The 14,662-nt window shown below is 70.6% G+C and carries 12 protein-coding genes; all 12 read left to right on the plus strand.

Annotated features, from left to right (window positions below; translation table 11 throughout):
• Window position 1 precedes the first annotated feature (1 nt).
• The 12 genes from carA (at window position 2) to AC1DB1_RS06270 (ending at window position 14,624) form a co-directional block, all read left to right on the plus strand.
• Window positions 2-1,198, plus strand: a complete 1,197-nt coding sequence (gene carA, locus AC1DB1_RS06215) for a glutamine-hydrolyzing carbamoyl-phosphate synthase small subunit (protein WP_477200162.1) — start codon at window positions 2-4, stop codon at window positions 1,196-1,198.
• A complete protein-coding gene (carB, locus tag AC1DB1_RS06220) occupies window positions 1,198-4,482 on the plus strand; it encodes a carbamoyl-phosphate synthase large subunit (RefSeq protein ID WP_477200163.1) in 3,285 nt (1,094 codons plus the stop codon). Before carA ends, carB begins: the two co-directional genes overlap by 1 nt.
• Window positions 4,479-5,336: an orotidine-5'-phosphate decarboxylase gene (gene pyrF / locus AC1DB1_RS06225; protein WP_477200164.1), complete on the plus strand. Its 858-nt coding sequence runs from the start codon at window positions 4,479-4,481 to the stop codon at window positions 5,334-5,336. Before carB ends, pyrF begins: the two co-directional genes overlap by 4 nt.
• Window positions 5,329-6,261, plus strand: coding sequence for a guanylate kinase (gene gmk, locus AC1DB1_RS06230; RefSeq protein ID WP_477200165.1), 933 nt, complete (start codon window positions 5,329-5,331; stop codon window positions 6,259-6,261). The genes pyrF and gmk overlap by 8 nt, the downstream gene beginning before the upstream one ends.
• Before the next feature lie 73 nt (window positions 6,262-6,334).
• Window positions 6,335-6,592, plus strand: a complete 258-nt coding sequence (gene rpoZ / locus AC1DB1_RS06235; RefSeq protein WP_271178796.1) for a DNA-directed RNA polymerase subunit omega — start codon at window positions 6,335-6,337, stop codon at window positions 6,590-6,592.
• Window positions 6,593-6,645: 53 nt separating this feature from the next.
• Window positions 6,646-7,965 carry a bifunctional phosphopantothenoylcysteine decarboxylase/phosphopantothenate synthase gene (locus AC1DB1_RS06240; RefSeq protein WP_477200547.1) on the plus strand — a complete coding sequence of 440 codons (1,320 nt, stop codon included), beginning with the start codon at window positions 6,646-6,648 and terminating at the stop codon, window positions 7,963-7,965.
• A 38-nt stretch (window positions 7,966-8,003) separates the two neighbouring features.
• Entirely contained in the window at window positions 8,004-9,197 is a 1,194-nt protein-coding gene (metK, locus tag AC1DB1_RS06245; protein WP_271178795.1) for a methionine adenosyltransferase, read from the plus strand.
• Between the two features lie 2 nt (window positions 9,198-9,199).
• Complete coding sequence (locus tag AC1DB1_RS06250) at window positions 9,200-11,254, plus strand: primosomal protein N' family DNA-binding protein (protein ID WP_477200166.1); 2,055 nt, start codon at window positions 9,200-9,202, stop codon at window positions 11,252-11,254.
• 108 nt (window positions 11,255-11,362) lie between these two features.
• A complete protein-coding gene (gene fmt, locus AC1DB1_RS06255) occupies window positions 11,363-12,280 on the plus strand; it encodes a methionyl-tRNA formyltransferase (RefSeq protein ID WP_271178948.1) in 918 nt (305 codons plus the stop codon).
• Window positions 12,277-13,668, plus strand: coding sequence for an RsmB/NOP family class I SAM-dependent RNA methyltransferase (locus tag AC1DB1_RS06260; protein WP_477200167.1), 1,392 nt, complete (start codon window positions 12,277-12,279; stop codon window positions 13,666-13,668). The genes fmt and AC1DB1_RS06260 overlap by 4 nt, the downstream gene beginning before the upstream one ends.
• Before the next feature lie 5 nt (window positions 13,669-13,673).
• Entirely contained in the window at window positions 13,674-14,348 is a 675-nt protein-coding gene (rpe, locus tag AC1DB1_RS06265; protein ID WP_477200168.1) for a ribulose-phosphate 3-epimerase, read from the plus strand.
• Window positions 14,349-14,360: 12 nt separating this feature from the next.
• The gene (locus AC1DB1_RS06270; RefSeq protein ID WP_477200169.1) at window positions 14,361-14,624 is read left to right on the plus strand and encodes a phosphoribosyl-ATP diphosphatase; all 264 of its coding nucleotides are present in this window, start codon (window positions 14,361-14,363) and stop codon (window positions 14,622-14,624) included.
• The last annotated feature ends 38 nt before the right edge of the window (window positions 14,625-14,662 follow it).

A 14,662-nucleotide genomic window follows, 5' to 3' on the forward strand; every position in this document is an offset into this window, starting at 1 on the left:
CGTGGCTGCAGCACAACCTGCCGTCTTCGTCCTCGAAGACGGAACCCGCTACGTCGGGCGGGCATACGGGGCGGTCGGCCGCACCCTCGGCGAAGCGGTCTTCTCCACCGGCATGACCGGCTACCAGGAGACGCTGACCGACCCGTCGTACGCCGGGCAGATCGTCCTCATGACGGCGCCCCACATCGGCAACACGGGCACCAACGACGAAGACATGGAGTCGCGTCAGATCTGGGTGGCCGGCTACGTCGTGCGCGAGCCGTCCCGCGTCGTGTCGAACTTCCGCGCTCAGCGCAGCCTCGACGACGACCTCGTCGCTCAGGGCGTCGTGGGGATCAGCGGGATCGACACCCGCGCGGTGACCCGTCACATCCGGTCGGCCGGCGCGATGCGCTCCGGCATCTTCTCGGGTCCGGACTTCGAGCTCAGCGAGAGCGAGCAGCTCGACCTCGTTCGCAGCGGCAGCGGGATGGCGGGGCGCAACCTGTCGGCCGAGGTCTCCACCCCGGAGCCCTTCACGGTGCCCGCCGTCGGCGAGAAGATCGGCTCGGTGGCGGTGCTCGATCTCGGCGTCAAGACCTCGACGCTCAACAACCTCGCCGCACGCGGACTCGACGTGCACGTGCTGCCGCAGATGGTCAGCGCCCGCGACGTGCTCGAGCTGCAGCCGTCGGCGCTGTTCTTCTCGAACGGTCCCGGCGACCCCGCCGCATCGGAGAAGCACGTGCAGCTGCTCCAGGAGGTGCTCCGCGCCGGAGTGCCGTACTTCGGCATCTGCTTCGGCAATCAGCTGCTCGGCCGCGCGCTGGGCCTGACGACCTACAAGCTGCCGTTCGGGCACCGCGGAATCAACCAGCCGGTGCTCGACAAGCGCACCGGCCGCGTCGAGATCACGGCCCAGAACCACGGGTTCGCGGTCGAGGCGCCGATCGAGGGCACCTTCGACTCGCCCGCCGGCTTCGGCCGCGTCGAGGTGAGCCACTTCAGCCTCAACGACAACGTGGTGGAGGGGCTCAACTGCCTCGACCTCGATGCGTTCAGCGTGCAGTACCACCCCGAGGCCGCTGCCGGACCGCACGACGCCAACTACCTGTTCGACCGTTTCATCGACATGATCCGCAAGCCCGCCGGCGAGAAGCCGTCCGGCGTGCCGGCGACCGATTACCCGACCGCCACCGAGAACGAAGGCCAGAACTAATGCCGAAACGCTCCGATATCAGCTCCGTCCTGGTCATCGGCTCCGGCCCGATCGTCATCGGCCAGGCCTGCGAGTTCGACTACTCCGGCACGCAGGCGTGCCGCGTGCTCCGCGAGGAGGGCGTGCGCGTCATCCTGGTGAACTCGAACCCGGCGACGATCATGACCGACCCCGACTTCGCCGACGCCACGTACGTCGAGCCGATCACGTGGGAGGTCATCGAGACCATCATCGCCAAGGAACGCCCGGATGCGATCCTGCCGACCCTGGGCGGCCAGACCGCGCTCAACGCGGCCATCCAGCTGCACGAGCACGGGATCCTCGAGAAGTACGACGTCGAACTGATCGGCGCCAAGTTCGAGGCCATCCAGAAGGGCGAGGACCGCCAGATCTTCAAGGAGCTGGTGATCGCCGCCGGCGCGGAGGTCGCCCGCTCGCACATCGCCCACACGGTCGAGGAGGCGATCGGTTTCGCCGAGGACCTCGGCTACCCGCTCGTCGTGCGCCCGTCGTTCACGATGGGCGGCCTGGGGTCGGGCTTCGCCTACACCGAGCAGGAGCTGCGGCGCATCGTCGGCGACGGCCTGCACCAGAGCCCCACCAGCGAGGTGCTCCTGGAGGAGTCCATCCTCGGCTGGAAGGAGTACGAGCTCGAGCTGATGCGCGACACGGCAGACAACACGGTCGTCGTCTGCTCCATCGAGAACGTCGACCCGGTCGGCGTGCACACCGGCGACTCGATCACCGTCGCGCCCGCGCTGACCCTGACCGACCGCGAGTACCAGAAGCTGCGCGACATCGGCATCGACATCATCCGGGCCGTCGGCGTCGACACCGGCGGCTGCAACATCCAGTTCGCCGTCGACCCGTCGAACGGCCGCATCATCGTCATCGAGATGAACCCCCGCGTCTCGCGCTCGTCGGCGCTCGCATCGAAGGCGACCGGCTTCCCGATCGCCAAGATCGCGGCCAAGCTCGCCATCGGCTACCGTCTCGACGAGATCCCGAACGACATCACCAAGGTCACCCCGGCGAGCTTCGAGCCGACGCTCGACTACGTGGTCGTCAAGGTCCCGCGCTTCGCGTTCGAGAAGTTCCCGGCCGCCGACCCCACGCTCACCACCACCATGAAGTCGGTCGGCGAGGCGATGGCGATCGGCCGCAGCTTCACAAGCGCGCTGCAGAAGGCGCTCCGCTCGCTCGAGAAGCGCGGATCGTCGTTCCACTGGGGCGCCGAGTCGCGCACGCTCGACGAGCTGCTCTCCACGATCGGCACGCCGACCGACGGCCGGATCGTCGACGTGCAGCAGGCGCTTCGCCTGGGCGCGACCATCGAGCAGGTCTTCGAGGCCACCAAGATCGACCCGTGGTTCCTCGACCAGATCGTGCTCATCAACGAGGTCGCCGACCAGCTCAAGAACGCCGAGACGCTCGACACCGACACCCTGCGCTACGCGAAGGACCACGGCTTCTCCGACGCTCAGATCGGCCAGCTGCGCGGCTTCGGCGAGACCGACGTGCGGGAGATCCGGCACATCCTGGGTGTGCGCCCGGTCTACAAGACGGTGGACACCTGCGCCGGCGAGTTCCCTGCACTCACGCCGTACCACTACTCCAGCTACGACCTGGAGACCGAGGTGGAGCCGAGCGATCGCCGCAAGGTGGTCATCCTGGGCTCCGGCCCGAACCGCATCGGTCAGGGCGTCGAATTCGACTACTCGTGCGTGCACGCCTCGTTCGCGCTGCACGACGCCGGGTTCGAGACGATCATGATCAACTGCAACCCCGAGACCGTGTCGACCGACTACGACACCAGCGACCGGCTCTACTTCGAGCCCCTCACGCTCGAGGACGTGCTGGAGGTCATCCACGCCGAATCCCAGAGCGGCGAGCTCGTCGGTGTCGTCGTGCAGCTCGGCGGCCAGACGGCCCTCGGACTCGCGAAGGGGCTCGAAGCGGCGGGCGTCCCCATCCTCGGCACCACCCCCGAGGCCATCGACCTGGCCGAGGAGCGCGGGCTGTTCGCCGAGATCCTCGAGAACGCCGGCCTGCTCGCACCGCGCAACGGCACGGCGTTCGACTTCCCCGGCGCGGTGCAGGTGGCCGAGCAGATCGGCTACCCGGTGCTGGTGCGGCCGAGCTACGTGCTCGGCGGCCGCGGCATGGAGATCGTCTACGACAGCCCGTCGCTGGCCGACTACTTCGAGCGCGTCGCCGGTCAGGGGATCGTCGGCCCGGCGCATCCGCTGCTGGTCGACCGCTTCCTCGACGACGCCATCGAGATCGACGTAGACGCACTCTACGACGGCGAGCAGCTCTACATCGGCGGCGTGATGGAGCACATCGAGGAGGCCGGCATCCACTCCGGTGACTCGAGCTGCACGCTGCCTCCGATCACCCTGGGACGCCGCGAGATCGACCGGGTCCGGGACGCGACGCTCAAGATCGCCGAGGGCGTCGGCGTGCGCGGGCTGCTGAACGTGCAGTTCGCGATCGGCGCCGGCGTGCTCTACGTGCTCGAGGCGAACCCGCGGGCATCCCGCACGGTTCCCTTCGTCTCGAAGGCGCTCGGCATCCCGCTCGCCAAGGCGGCATCGCGCATCATGGTGGGCGAGACGATCGCCTCGCTGATCGAGTCCGGTTTGCTCCCCGTGCAAGACGGCTCGGTCATCCCGATGGACTCGCCGGTCGCCGTCAAGGAGGCCGTGCTGCCGTTCAAGCGGTTCCGCACGAAGGACGGCAACATCGTCGACTCGGTGCTCGGCCCGGAGATGCGTTCGACCGGCGAGGTGATGGGGATCGACAAGGACTTCCCGCGCGCGTTCGCCAAGAGCCAGTCGGCCGCGTACGGCGGGATGCCGCTCGGAGGCACCGCGTTCGTCTCCGTCTCCGACCGCGACAAGCGCTCGATCGTGCTGCCGGTGCTGCGCCTGCAGCAGCTCGGCTTCGAGATCCTCGCCACCGAGGGCACAGCCGAGGTGCTCAACCGCAACGGCATCGCCGCCAGCGTCGTGCGCAAGTTCAGCGAGACCGACAGCTCGGCCCCGTCGATCGTCGACCTGATCAACCGCAACGAAGTGGATGTCGTCATCAACACTCCGAGCGGCCGATCGGCCCGTGCGGACGGGTACGAGATCCGCGCGGCCGCCGTGGCCGGCGACAAGCCGCTGTTCACGACGATCGCGGAGCTCAGCGCCGCCGTCGCCTCGGTCGACGCGATCCGCGAAGGCTTCGAGGTGAAGTCGCTGCAGGAGTATGCACTCGATCGGGCCGCGCGCGCGTGAGTTTCGGTGACCGGCTCGCCGGAGTCTTCGCCAGCGAAGGGCGCCTCTGCGTCGGGATCGACCCGCACGAGCACCTGCTGCAGAGCTGGGGCCTCCCGGCCTCGGCGGACGGTGTGCGGGCTTTCGGCTTGGCGGTCGTGGCGGCCACGGCGGGACGGGCGGGCATCGTCAAGCCGCAGGTGGCCTTCTTCGAGCGCTACGGGTCGGCCGGCTACGCCGCCCTCGAAGAGGTGCTCGCCGCCGCCCGGGATGCCGGACTGCTGGTGATCGCGGACGCGAAGCGCGGCGACATCGGCACCAGCGTGACCGCGTACGCGGAGGCCTGGCTGACGCCGGGATCGCCGTTGGAGGCCGACGCGATGACGATCGCCGCGTTCCAGGGGGTCGGGTCGATCGCCGAGCCGATGCGGCTCGCCGAGAGCGCAGGCAAGGGCCTGTTCGTGCTCGCCGCCACGTCGAATCCGGAGGCGGCGGCCATCCAGCAGGCGGTCGTGGCGTCGGGAGCGCATTCGGGACTCACGGTCGCGCGTGCGATCATCGAAGACGTGAGTTCTTTCAACCAGGCCCAGGCGCAGCACGCCTTCGGCTCGATCGGGCTCGTGCTCGGTGCCACCCTCGACCTCGCCGACTTCGGCATCGACACCACCGCGAGCGCGCGCGTCAATGCCTCTCCGGTGCTCGCACCCGGCTTCGGGCACCAGGGCGCTCGTGTCGCCGACGCGGCGCGGCTCTTCGGCTCGCTGGCCGGTGGTGTGATCGTGAGCGAGTCGCGCGGCCTGCTCGGGGCCGGCCCCGACGGACTCGCCGATGCCATCGCGGCACGCGCCGACGAGGTGCGGAGCAGTCATGTCTGAGCCCCGCACCGCTTCGCTTCGTCCGGCGCCCCCTGAGGTCGACCGCCGCGCCGCCTCGCAGGCCGCCGTCGCTGCGCGTCGGGCGCGTGCAGCGGTGAAGGCCGCGATCGCTGCCCACGAGATCTCTCCGCTCACCGTCCTCGACAAGGCGACGGCCGAGCCGGAGGGTGTTGAAGGCCGGCTGCGCGTCACCGAGTTCCTGCTCAGCGTGCCCGCGATCGGCACCACCAAGATGAAGGACGCCCTGGAGCGGCTCGCGATCTCGCCGGCGAAGCGCCTCGGCGGACTCGGCCGGCATCAGCGCCTTCGCCTGCGCGAGTTCCTCATCGAGCGCGAGTCGCGCTCGGGGCGTCAGAAGAACCAGCTGGTCGTGCTGGCCGGTCCTACCGCGGTGGGCAAGGGCACCGTCTCCACATACATTCGCGAGAACTATCCGGATGTCCTGCTCTCCGTCTCGGCCACCACCCGCGCCCCGCGGCCCGGCGAGGTCGACGGCGTGAACTACTACTTCGTCGACGACGCCGAGTTCGACCGGATGATCGCCGACGGCGAGTTGCTCGAGTGGGCGACCGTGCACAACGCCTCGCGGTACGGCACGCCGCGCACGCCGATCGAGCGTGCGCTCGAGGCGGGCAGGAGCGTGCTGCTCGAGATCGACCTGCAGGGAGCGCGCAGCGTGCGTGCCGCCATGCCGGAGGCGCGCCTGATCTTCCTCCTGCCCCCGACCTGGGAGGAGCTCGTGCGGCGGCTCATCGGCCGCGGCACCGAATCGGCCGCGGAACAGCAGCGCCGGCTCGAGACCGCGAAGATCGAATTGGCCGCTCAGGACGAGTTCGATCACCGGGTCGTGAACACCGACGTGGCCGAGGCCGCGCGGGAGGTCGTAGACTTGATGAAGATCCGCACGGCGCCGTCGCGCCCGTAGACCGTTCTCTTGGCGTCCTGGAGACGCCCGTCGTCACCGTGACGACCCACCTTACACAAGGAGCAATACACGTATGGCACTCAGCAACAAGGGCATCATTGACCCGCCCATCGACGACGTCCTGGCCAAGGTCGAGTCGAAGTACGCCCTGGTGATCTTCGCGTCCAAGCGCGCCCGTCAGATCAACGACTACTACGCCGACCTGCACGAGGGAAGCCTGTTCGACAACGTCGGCCCCCTGGTCGACTCGTCGGTCGACGACAAGCCGCTCTCGGTCGCCCTGCACGAGATCAACGAGGACAAGCTCGAGATCAAGCCGATCGTCGAATAAGTAGCACGGCCGGGGTTCTCCCGGCATGAGGGGATGCCGCCGTGGGCGCACGATTGACCATTGTCGTCGGAGTTACCGGCGGCATCGCCGCGTATAAGGCCGTCGGAGTGATCCGGGCCCTCGTGCTCGAGGGGCACTCGGTGCACGTGGTGGCGACGGAGGCCGCGCTGCGGTTCGTCGGCCGCCCGACGCTCGAGGCGATCAGCCGCAATCCGGTGGCGACCGATCTTTACGAGGGTGTCGCCGAGGTGCGGCACGTCGCGATCGGCCAGTCCGCCGATCTGATCGTCATCGCGCCCGCCACGGCCAACACGATCGCGAAGCTCGCGGCCGGACTCGCCGACGACCTGCTCGGCAACACCGTGCTCGCCAGCACGGCGCCTCTGGTCATCGCCCCGGCGATGCACACCGAGATGTGGCAGAACCCCGCGACGGTTGCGAACATCGCGACCCTGCGCGGGCGCGGCGTCACGGTGGTCGGTCCGGCCAGCGGACAGCTCACGGGCAAAGACTCCGGTCCCGGCCGGATGGAGGAGTCGGCGACGATCGTGCGCGCCGCCCTCGAGACCGTCGGGGCGCATCCGGAACGATCGCTGCCGCCGGTGGTCTCCGAGCAGCCGCAGGCGATCGTCGTTCCGGCGGCGGATGCCGTGGCCGACATCGTCGTGCTCTCCGAACGCCGCCGGGCGAACGAGGCGACGCGTCGACCGCGTGGCGGCAACGATCTGGCCGGCAAGCGGGTCGTGGTGACGGCAGGCGGAACGCGCGAGCCTCTCGACCCGGTGCGCTTCCTCGGCAACCGGTCGAGCGGACGGCAGGGCGTCGCCCTGGCCCAGGCCGCGCGAGCCAGGGGAGCCGAGGTGACACTGATCGCCGCCCACCTCGAGGTGCCGGCGCCCGACGACCTCACGGTGATCGAGGTGCAGACGGCACTCGAGCTGCAGGAGGCCGTGACCGAGGTCGCCGCCTCCGCCGACATCGTCGTGATGACCGCAGCCGTCGCCGACTACCGCCCGGCCGAGGTGCGCGACGCGAAGATCAAGAAGACCGAGGCGGGGGAGACCCTCACCCTCGAGCTGGTCGCCAACCCCGACATCCTGGCCGGACTGTCGGCGGGTCGGCGCGAAGGTCAGGTCGTCGTCGGCTTCGCAGCCGAGACCGAACCGGATCCCTCCGCGCTGATCGAGCTCGGGCGCGGCAAGCTGGAGGCCAAGGGCTGCGACTTCCTCGTGATCAACCAGGTCGGCTGGACCCAGGGGTTCGCCACGGAGAGCAATGAAGTCGTCGTGCTCCGACGGGGCGGCGATATAGTGATGGAGGCCTCCGGCTCCAAGCTGTCGGTGGCCGATCGTATTCTCGACGTCATCGCCTGACGCAAACCAGATGTGACGGGCCCGAGCTAGGGAGAACCTTGGCCGAACTGCGCCTCTTCACCTCCGAATCCGTCACCGAAGGCCACCCCGACAAGATCTGCGATCAGATCTCGGACAGCATCCTGGATGCGCTGCTCGCGGTCGACCCGCACAGTCGCGCGGCGGTCGAGACGCTGGTCACCACCGGCCTCGTGCATGTCGCCGGCGAGGTGACGACGAACGGCTACGTCGAGATCCCCGCGCTGGTCCGCGAGAAGATCGTGGAGATCGGCTACGACTCGTCCGACGTCAGCTTCGACGGCAACCAGTGCGGCGTCTCCGTGTCGATCGGCGCGCAGTCGCCCGACATCGCCCAGGGCGTCGACAACGCCCTCGAGACGCGCTCCGAGCAGAGCATCGACCCCTTCGACCACCAGGGCGCCGGCGATCAGGGGATCATGTTCGGCTACGCCACGACCGAGACGCCGCAGTACATGCCGCTGCCGATCTGGCTCGCGCACCGCCTGGCCGAGCGCCTGGCCGAGGTGCGCAAGCAGGGAGTGCTCGACTACCTGCGGCCCGACGGCAAGACCCAGGTCACCATCGGCTACGAGGGCATCGTGCCGAAGTCGGTCCAGACCGTCGTGCTCTCGACCCAGCACGCGCCGCACGTCTCCAACGAGACGTTGCAGGCCGAGGTCATCGAAGAGGTCATCGCTCCCGTGCTCCACGCTGCCGGGCTGGAGTCGGCGCACGTGCGCACGCTGATCAACCCGACCGGCCGGTTCGAGATCGGCGGCCCCAAGGGAGACGCCGGCCTCACGGGTCGCAAGATCATCGTCGACACCTACGGCGGCGCCAGCCGCCACGGTGGTGGCGCCTTCTCAGGCAAGGACCCGTCGAAGGTCGACCGCTCCGCGGCGTACGCGATGCGCTGGGCCGCGAAGAACGCGGTCGCGGCCGGGTTCGCCGACCGCCTGGAACTGCAGGTCGCCTACGCCATCGGCAAGGCGGCGCCCGTCGGCCTCTACGTCGAGACGTTCGGCACCGGCACCATTCCCGACGACCGCATCATCGCGGCCATCCGGGAGGTCTTCGACCTGCGGCCCGCAGCGATCATCGAATCGCTCGACCTGCTGCGCCCGATCTACGCGAAGACGGCGACCTACGGCCACTTCGGCCGCGAGCTGCCCGATTTCACCTGGGAGCGCCTCGACCGCATCGACGATCTGCGGTCGGCCGCGGGGCTGTAGCGATGCCGGCGGCCGCACGGGTCGCCCGCATCGTCATTGATTCGGCGCTTCCCCAGCTCGACCACTACTTCGACTACCGCGTACCGCCCGAGCTCGCCGACCTGGCGCAGCCGGGCGTTCGGGTCAAGGTGCCGCTGCGCACGGCCGGTCGCATCGCCGACGGCTACATCGCCGAGTTCGCGGACGAGTCCGAGGAGGCGTACGAGGGCGAGCTCAGCCCGATCGAGGCGGTCGTGTCGCCGGTGCCGGTGCTCTCGCCGGAGGTCTGGCGGCTGGCTCGGCGGCTGGCCGACCGGAGCGCCGGGACGGCCAACGACATCGTGCGGCTCGCGGTGCCCGGCCGGGCGGTGCGCGTCGAGAAGGCGTGGCTGGCCGCCCAGGCGCAGGTCGCAGAACCGGGGGCCGATGAACCGGAGGTCGCCGAGGGGGCGGAGGGCGCCGACCACCGCACGGCTCCGGCCGCGCACGTCCCCGCACCCGCCGTGCGCGGCTACGGCGACGGCGTGCTCGAGGCGGCGGTCGCCGACGGCCGGCGCGTCGCCGTACGCTCGATCCCGCGCCTGGCGCAGCTCCCCGACGGCTCCTGGGTGGGCGAGTGGGCCGTCACCCTCGCGACGCTGGCGACCGGATGCTTCGTCGCAGGCCGATCCGCGATCATCGCGGTCCCCGACTACCGCGACCTCGACCAGCTCGCCGCGGCCCTGCACGCCATCGCGCCCGCCGGCGCCGTGGTGCGCGCCGACGCGTCGCAGGCGAATGCGGAGCGCTACCGCGGGTTCCTCGAAGCGCTCTCCGGGCCACGCATCGTGATCGGCAACCGGTCCGTCGTCTACGCGCCGGCGTCCGACCTCGGCCTCATCGCGCTCTGGAGTGACGGCGACCCGCTCTACGCCGAGCCGCTGAGCCCCTATGTGCACACGCGGGACGCGGCGCTGGTGCGCCAGGAACTGCAGCACTGCGCCCTCGTCTTCGCCGGTCACGCCCGTACCGTGGAAGTGGAGCGCCTGGTCGACGTCGGCTGGCTCGACGAGATCGCCCCGGAGCGGGCCGTGTCGCCGCGCGTCGTGCTGACCGCCAACCAGGCGGCCGACGAGCCCGCGGCGCGTGCCGCCCGCATCCCGTCGGGCGCCTGGCAGACCGCACGGGCCGCGCTCACCGGCTCGGCCGACCATCCTGCCGGGCCGGTGCTGGTGCAGGTGGCACGCCCCGGATACGCGCCCATGCTCGCCTGTGCGCGCTGCGGGCAGGCGGCCCGGTGCAACCGCTGCGACGGCCCGCTCGGCCAGAGTCGCGCCGGTGCCACCCCGGCGTGCGGCTGGTGCGGCGCGCTCGCCACCGACTGGCACTGCGGCAACTGCGAGCACGACCGGTTCCGGATGGTCACCGTCGGATCCGGCCGCACCGCAGAGGAGCTCGGCCGAGCGTTTCCGGGTGTGCGCGTCGTGGTGGCCGACGGCGAGCATCCGGTGCAGACCGTCGGCGACGCGCCCGCGCTGGTCGTCGCGACGCGTGGGGCCGAACCGATCGCCGCCGGCGGCTACCGCGCCGTGCTCCTGCTCGACGGCGAGCGGATGCTCGCCCGGGAGAGCCTGCGCGTGGCGGAGGACTGCCTGCGCTGGTGGACCAACGCATCCGCGTTGGCCGCCCCCGGGGCGCCGACGGTGCTCGTCGGCGTCGCCGGCCCGCTCGCGCGCGACTTCGCCACGGGGCGGCTGACCGAGTTCGCCCGGGCGGAGCTGGCCGCGCGCCGGGAGCTGCGGTTCCCTCCGGCGGTGCGGCTGGCGTCGATCACGGGCTCGGCGGAGGCGGTCGAGCAGCTGGTCGCCGCCGTGGACCAGGACCTGCTCATCGACGTGCTCGGGCCGGCACCGGCGGCGGACGGCCTGGTGCGGAGCATCCTGCGGTTCGAGTACGCGCGCGGGGGCGAAGTCGCCACGGCGGTGCGCGCGGCGTTCGTGCGCAACGCCACCAAGCGGCGTCGCGCGCCGGCGGGCAAGAGCGGTTTCCGTCCCGCGCCGACCCTGCGGGTGCGTTTCGACGACCCCGAGCTCGGCTAGGTTCGCGCCGTCGGCCGCGGTGTCGGAGAATGGATGCTGGCCCGTCGGCGACCGTTCGCCGCGCCGGCCCTTCCGCTGTTCGACGATCCGGAGATGTACGTGACACGTTTGAGGCTGGTCTTCGCCGGCACCCCGGCGGTGGCTGTCCCCGCACTGCGTGCGCTCGCCGAGCGGCATGACGTCGTCGCGGTGATCACCCGGCGCGACGCCGAGCTCGGCCGCAAGCGCGTCCTCACCCCGTCGCCCGTCGCGGCGGCCGCGGAGGAGCTCGGCATCGAGACGATCAAGGCGAACCGTCTCGACGACACGGTGACTGAGCGCATCCGGGAGCTCGCACCCGATCTCGGCGCCATCGTCGCGTACGGCGGACTCGTGCGCGAGCCCCTGCTCTCGCTGCCGCGGCTCGGCTGGATCAACCTGCACTTCTCGTTGCTGCCCCTGTGGCGCGGCGCCGCGCCGGTGCAGCGAGCGGTCATCGCCGGAGACACCGTGACGGGCGCCGCGGTCTTCCAGCTCGTGCCCGACCTGGATGCCGGAGCGGTCTTCTCGGAGCTGCGCCGCGAGATCGGCCCGGATGAGACGGCCGGCGAGCTGCTCGAAGCGCTCTCCATCCCGGGCGCCGGACTTCTCGCCGAGACGGTCGACGCGCTCGCCGACGGCTCGGCCGTCGCGACGGAGCAGACCGGCGAGCCGACGCTCGCCCCGAAACTCACGCTGGACGACGCCCACCTCGACCTGGCGGCGCCCGCCGAGGCCGTCTACGCCCGGCTGCGCGGCGTGACGCCGGAGCCGGGCGCGTTCGCGCTGCTCGACGGCGAGCGCTTCAAGATCCTGTCCGCCCGCCGGGCGCCCGAGGCGGAGCCGCTGGCTCCTGGCGCCGTCGAACTGCGTGGCAAGGCCGTCCAGGTCGGGACGGCGACGGACCCGCTCGAGCTGGTCACCGTACAGCCGGCGGGCAAGCGAGCGATGGCGGCCGCCGACTGGTGGCGGGGCCGTTCGAACCCCGAAGGAGTACACCTCTCATGAGCGAGCGCCCGACCCGCGTACAGCCCGCGCGCCAGGTGGCCTACGACGTCATCTCGGCAGTGCGTGAATCCGACGCCTACGCCAACCTGCTCCTGCCGACCCGCATCGTGCGCGCCGGTCTGTCACCGGCGGATGCCGGGCTGGCCACCGAGCTCACGTACGGGACCCTGCGCATGCAGGGCTACTACGACCGTGTCATCGCGATCGCCGCCGGACGCCCGATCGACAAGATCGATGCACCGATCCTCGACGTGCTGCGCCTCGGCGCCCACCAGCTGCTCTCCACTCGCGTGGCTCCGCACGCCGCCGTCAACGAGTCGGTCGCGCTCGCCCGGATGGTGGGCTCGCGCTCGACGACCGGTTTCACCAACGGAGTGCTGCGCGAAATCGGCCGTCACACGCCCGAGGAATGGCGGCAGCGCATCCTCGCCGCGGCGAAGAACCAGGACGACGAGCTGGCGTCCGTCAGCTCGCACCCGGTCTGGGTCGTGCGCGCGTTCCGACGCGCCCTCGAGGCCGAAGGCCGCGGCGCCGAACTCGAGGAGCTGCTGGCAGCGGACAACGTGGCCCCGCGCGTGAACCTGATCGCCCTCCCCGGCCTGGCCGACGCGCCTGAAGGATCGACGCCGGACCGCTACTCGCCGCCCGGCTTCACCGCCGGCGGTGGCGACCCTCAGGCCCTGGTCGAGGCGAACGACGGTCGTGTGCGGGTGCAGGACGAAGGCTCCCAGCTCGCCGCGCTCGCGCTCAGCCGTGCGCGGCCGATCCTGCCGGGGGAGCGCTGGCTCGACCTGTGCGCCGGCCCGGGCGGCAAGGCGGCGCTCCTCGCGGCCGAGGCGCTGACCGGGGGAGCGACGCTCGTCGCCAACGAGGTCGTCCCGGCGCGCGCCGAGCTGGTCCGCCGCGCCCTCGCGCCCGTTCCGCTCGACGTCGAGGTGTGGGAACGCGACGGCACGACCATCGGCGCGTCGCATCCCGAGGCTTTCGATCGCATCCTGCTCGACGCGCCCTGCACCGGTCTTGGGGCGCTGCGGCGCCGTCCGGAGGCCCGCTGGCGCAAGACTCCGCGCGATGTGGCCGAGCTCACCGCCCTTCAGACCCGGCTGCTCGACTCCGCCGTCGACGCTCTCGCGCCCGGCGGTGTGCTGGCCTACGTGACCTGCTCGCCGCACATCGGGGAGACCCGGGGGATCGTCGCCGCTGCGCTCGACCGCCACGACGACCTCGAAGCGCTCAGCACGGCCGAGGTGGTGCAGCAGCTCGCCGTCGAGCGTCTCGACCTGGCCGACGACGTGCTGCACGCGCAGCTCTGGCCGCACCGCCACGGCACCGATGCCATGTTCATCGCGCTGCTGACGAAGAACGCCCCCGCCGAAGAGAGAGACTGAAGCCCATGCCAGCACGGATCAACCCCAGTATCCTCGCCGCCGATTTCGTGAACATGCAGCGGGACCTGGAGCGCATCGCCTCCGCCGATCTCGTGCACGTCGACGTGATGGACAATCACTTCGTGCCCAACCTGACGTTCGGGCCGCAGATGGTGGAGCGGATCCAGGCCGTGTCGCCGATTCCGCTCGACGTGCACCTCATGATCGACGATCCCGATCGGTGGGCGCTCGGCTATGCGGAGCTGGGGTCGTACTCGGTCACGTTCCATGCGGAGGCTGCGGCGGACCCGGTGCGGCTCGCGCGGCGTCTGCGGGCGATCGGAGCACGCGCCGGCATCGCGCTCAAGCCGGGCACCCCGGTCGACGACGTCCTCGAGCTCCTGCCGGAATTCGACCAGGTACTGGTGATGACGGTGGAGCCGGGCTTCGGAGGGCAATCGTTCATGCCGGAGACGATGCCGAAGCTGGCGCGACTCCGCTCCGCGGTCGATGCCGCCGGTCTCGACGTCTGGCTGCAGGTGGACGGCGGTATCACCGAGGAGACGATCGTGACCGCGGCCGAGAACGGGGCGGACACCTTCGTCGCCGGTTCCGCCGTGTTCCGGGCCGAGAACACCGAGCGAGAGATCTCCCTGTTGCGCGATACGGCGGCCGAGCACATCCACCCCGGCGGGAACTAGTAGCCTGTAACGGTGAAAACCTTCGACGACCTCTTCGCCGAGCTCAGCGAGAAGGCCGTGTCCCGTCCGGACGGTTCCGGAACGGTGCGCGAGCTGGACGCGGGCGTGCACGCCATCGGAAAGAAGATCGTGGAGGAGGCCGCCGAGGTCTGGATGGCCGCCGAGTACGAGACCGACGAGCGCACGGCTGAGGAGATCTCCCAGCTGCTCTACCACCTGCAGGTCCTGCTCATCGCCAAGGGCCTCACGCCGGCCGACGTGTACCGACATCTGTGAACCGAACCTCCCCGTTCTGATCACCCCACGTACACGAA

The sequence above is a fragment of the Leifsonia sp. 10N434 genome, assembly GCF_056394405.1.

Excerpts from the sequence above, each read along its gene's own strand:
- carB (WP_477200163.1), top strand. The coding sequence starts at position 1,198 with ATGCCGAAACGCTCCGATATCAGCTCCGTCCTGGTCATCGGCTCCGGC.
- gmk (WP_477200165.1), top strand. The coding sequence starts at position 5,329 with ATGTCTGAGCCCCGCACCGCTTCGCTTCGTCCGGCGCCCCCTGAGGTC.
- rpoZ (WP_271178796.1), top strand. The coding sequence starts at position 6,335 with ATGGCACTCAGCAACAAGGGCATCATTGACCCGCCCATCGACGACGTC.
- AC1DB1_RS06250 (WP_477200166.1), top strand. The coding sequence starts at position 9,200 with ATGCCGGCGGCCGCACGGGTCGCCCGCATCGTCATTGATTCGGCGCTT.
- AC1DB1_RS06260 (WP_477200167.1), top strand. The coding sequence starts at position 12,277 with ATGAGCGAGCGCCCGACCCGCGTACAGCCCGCGCGCCAGGTGGCCTAC.
- rpe (WP_477200168.1), top strand. The coding sequence starts at position 13,674 with ATGCCAGCACGGATCAACCCCAGTATCCTCGCCGCCGATTTCGTGAAC.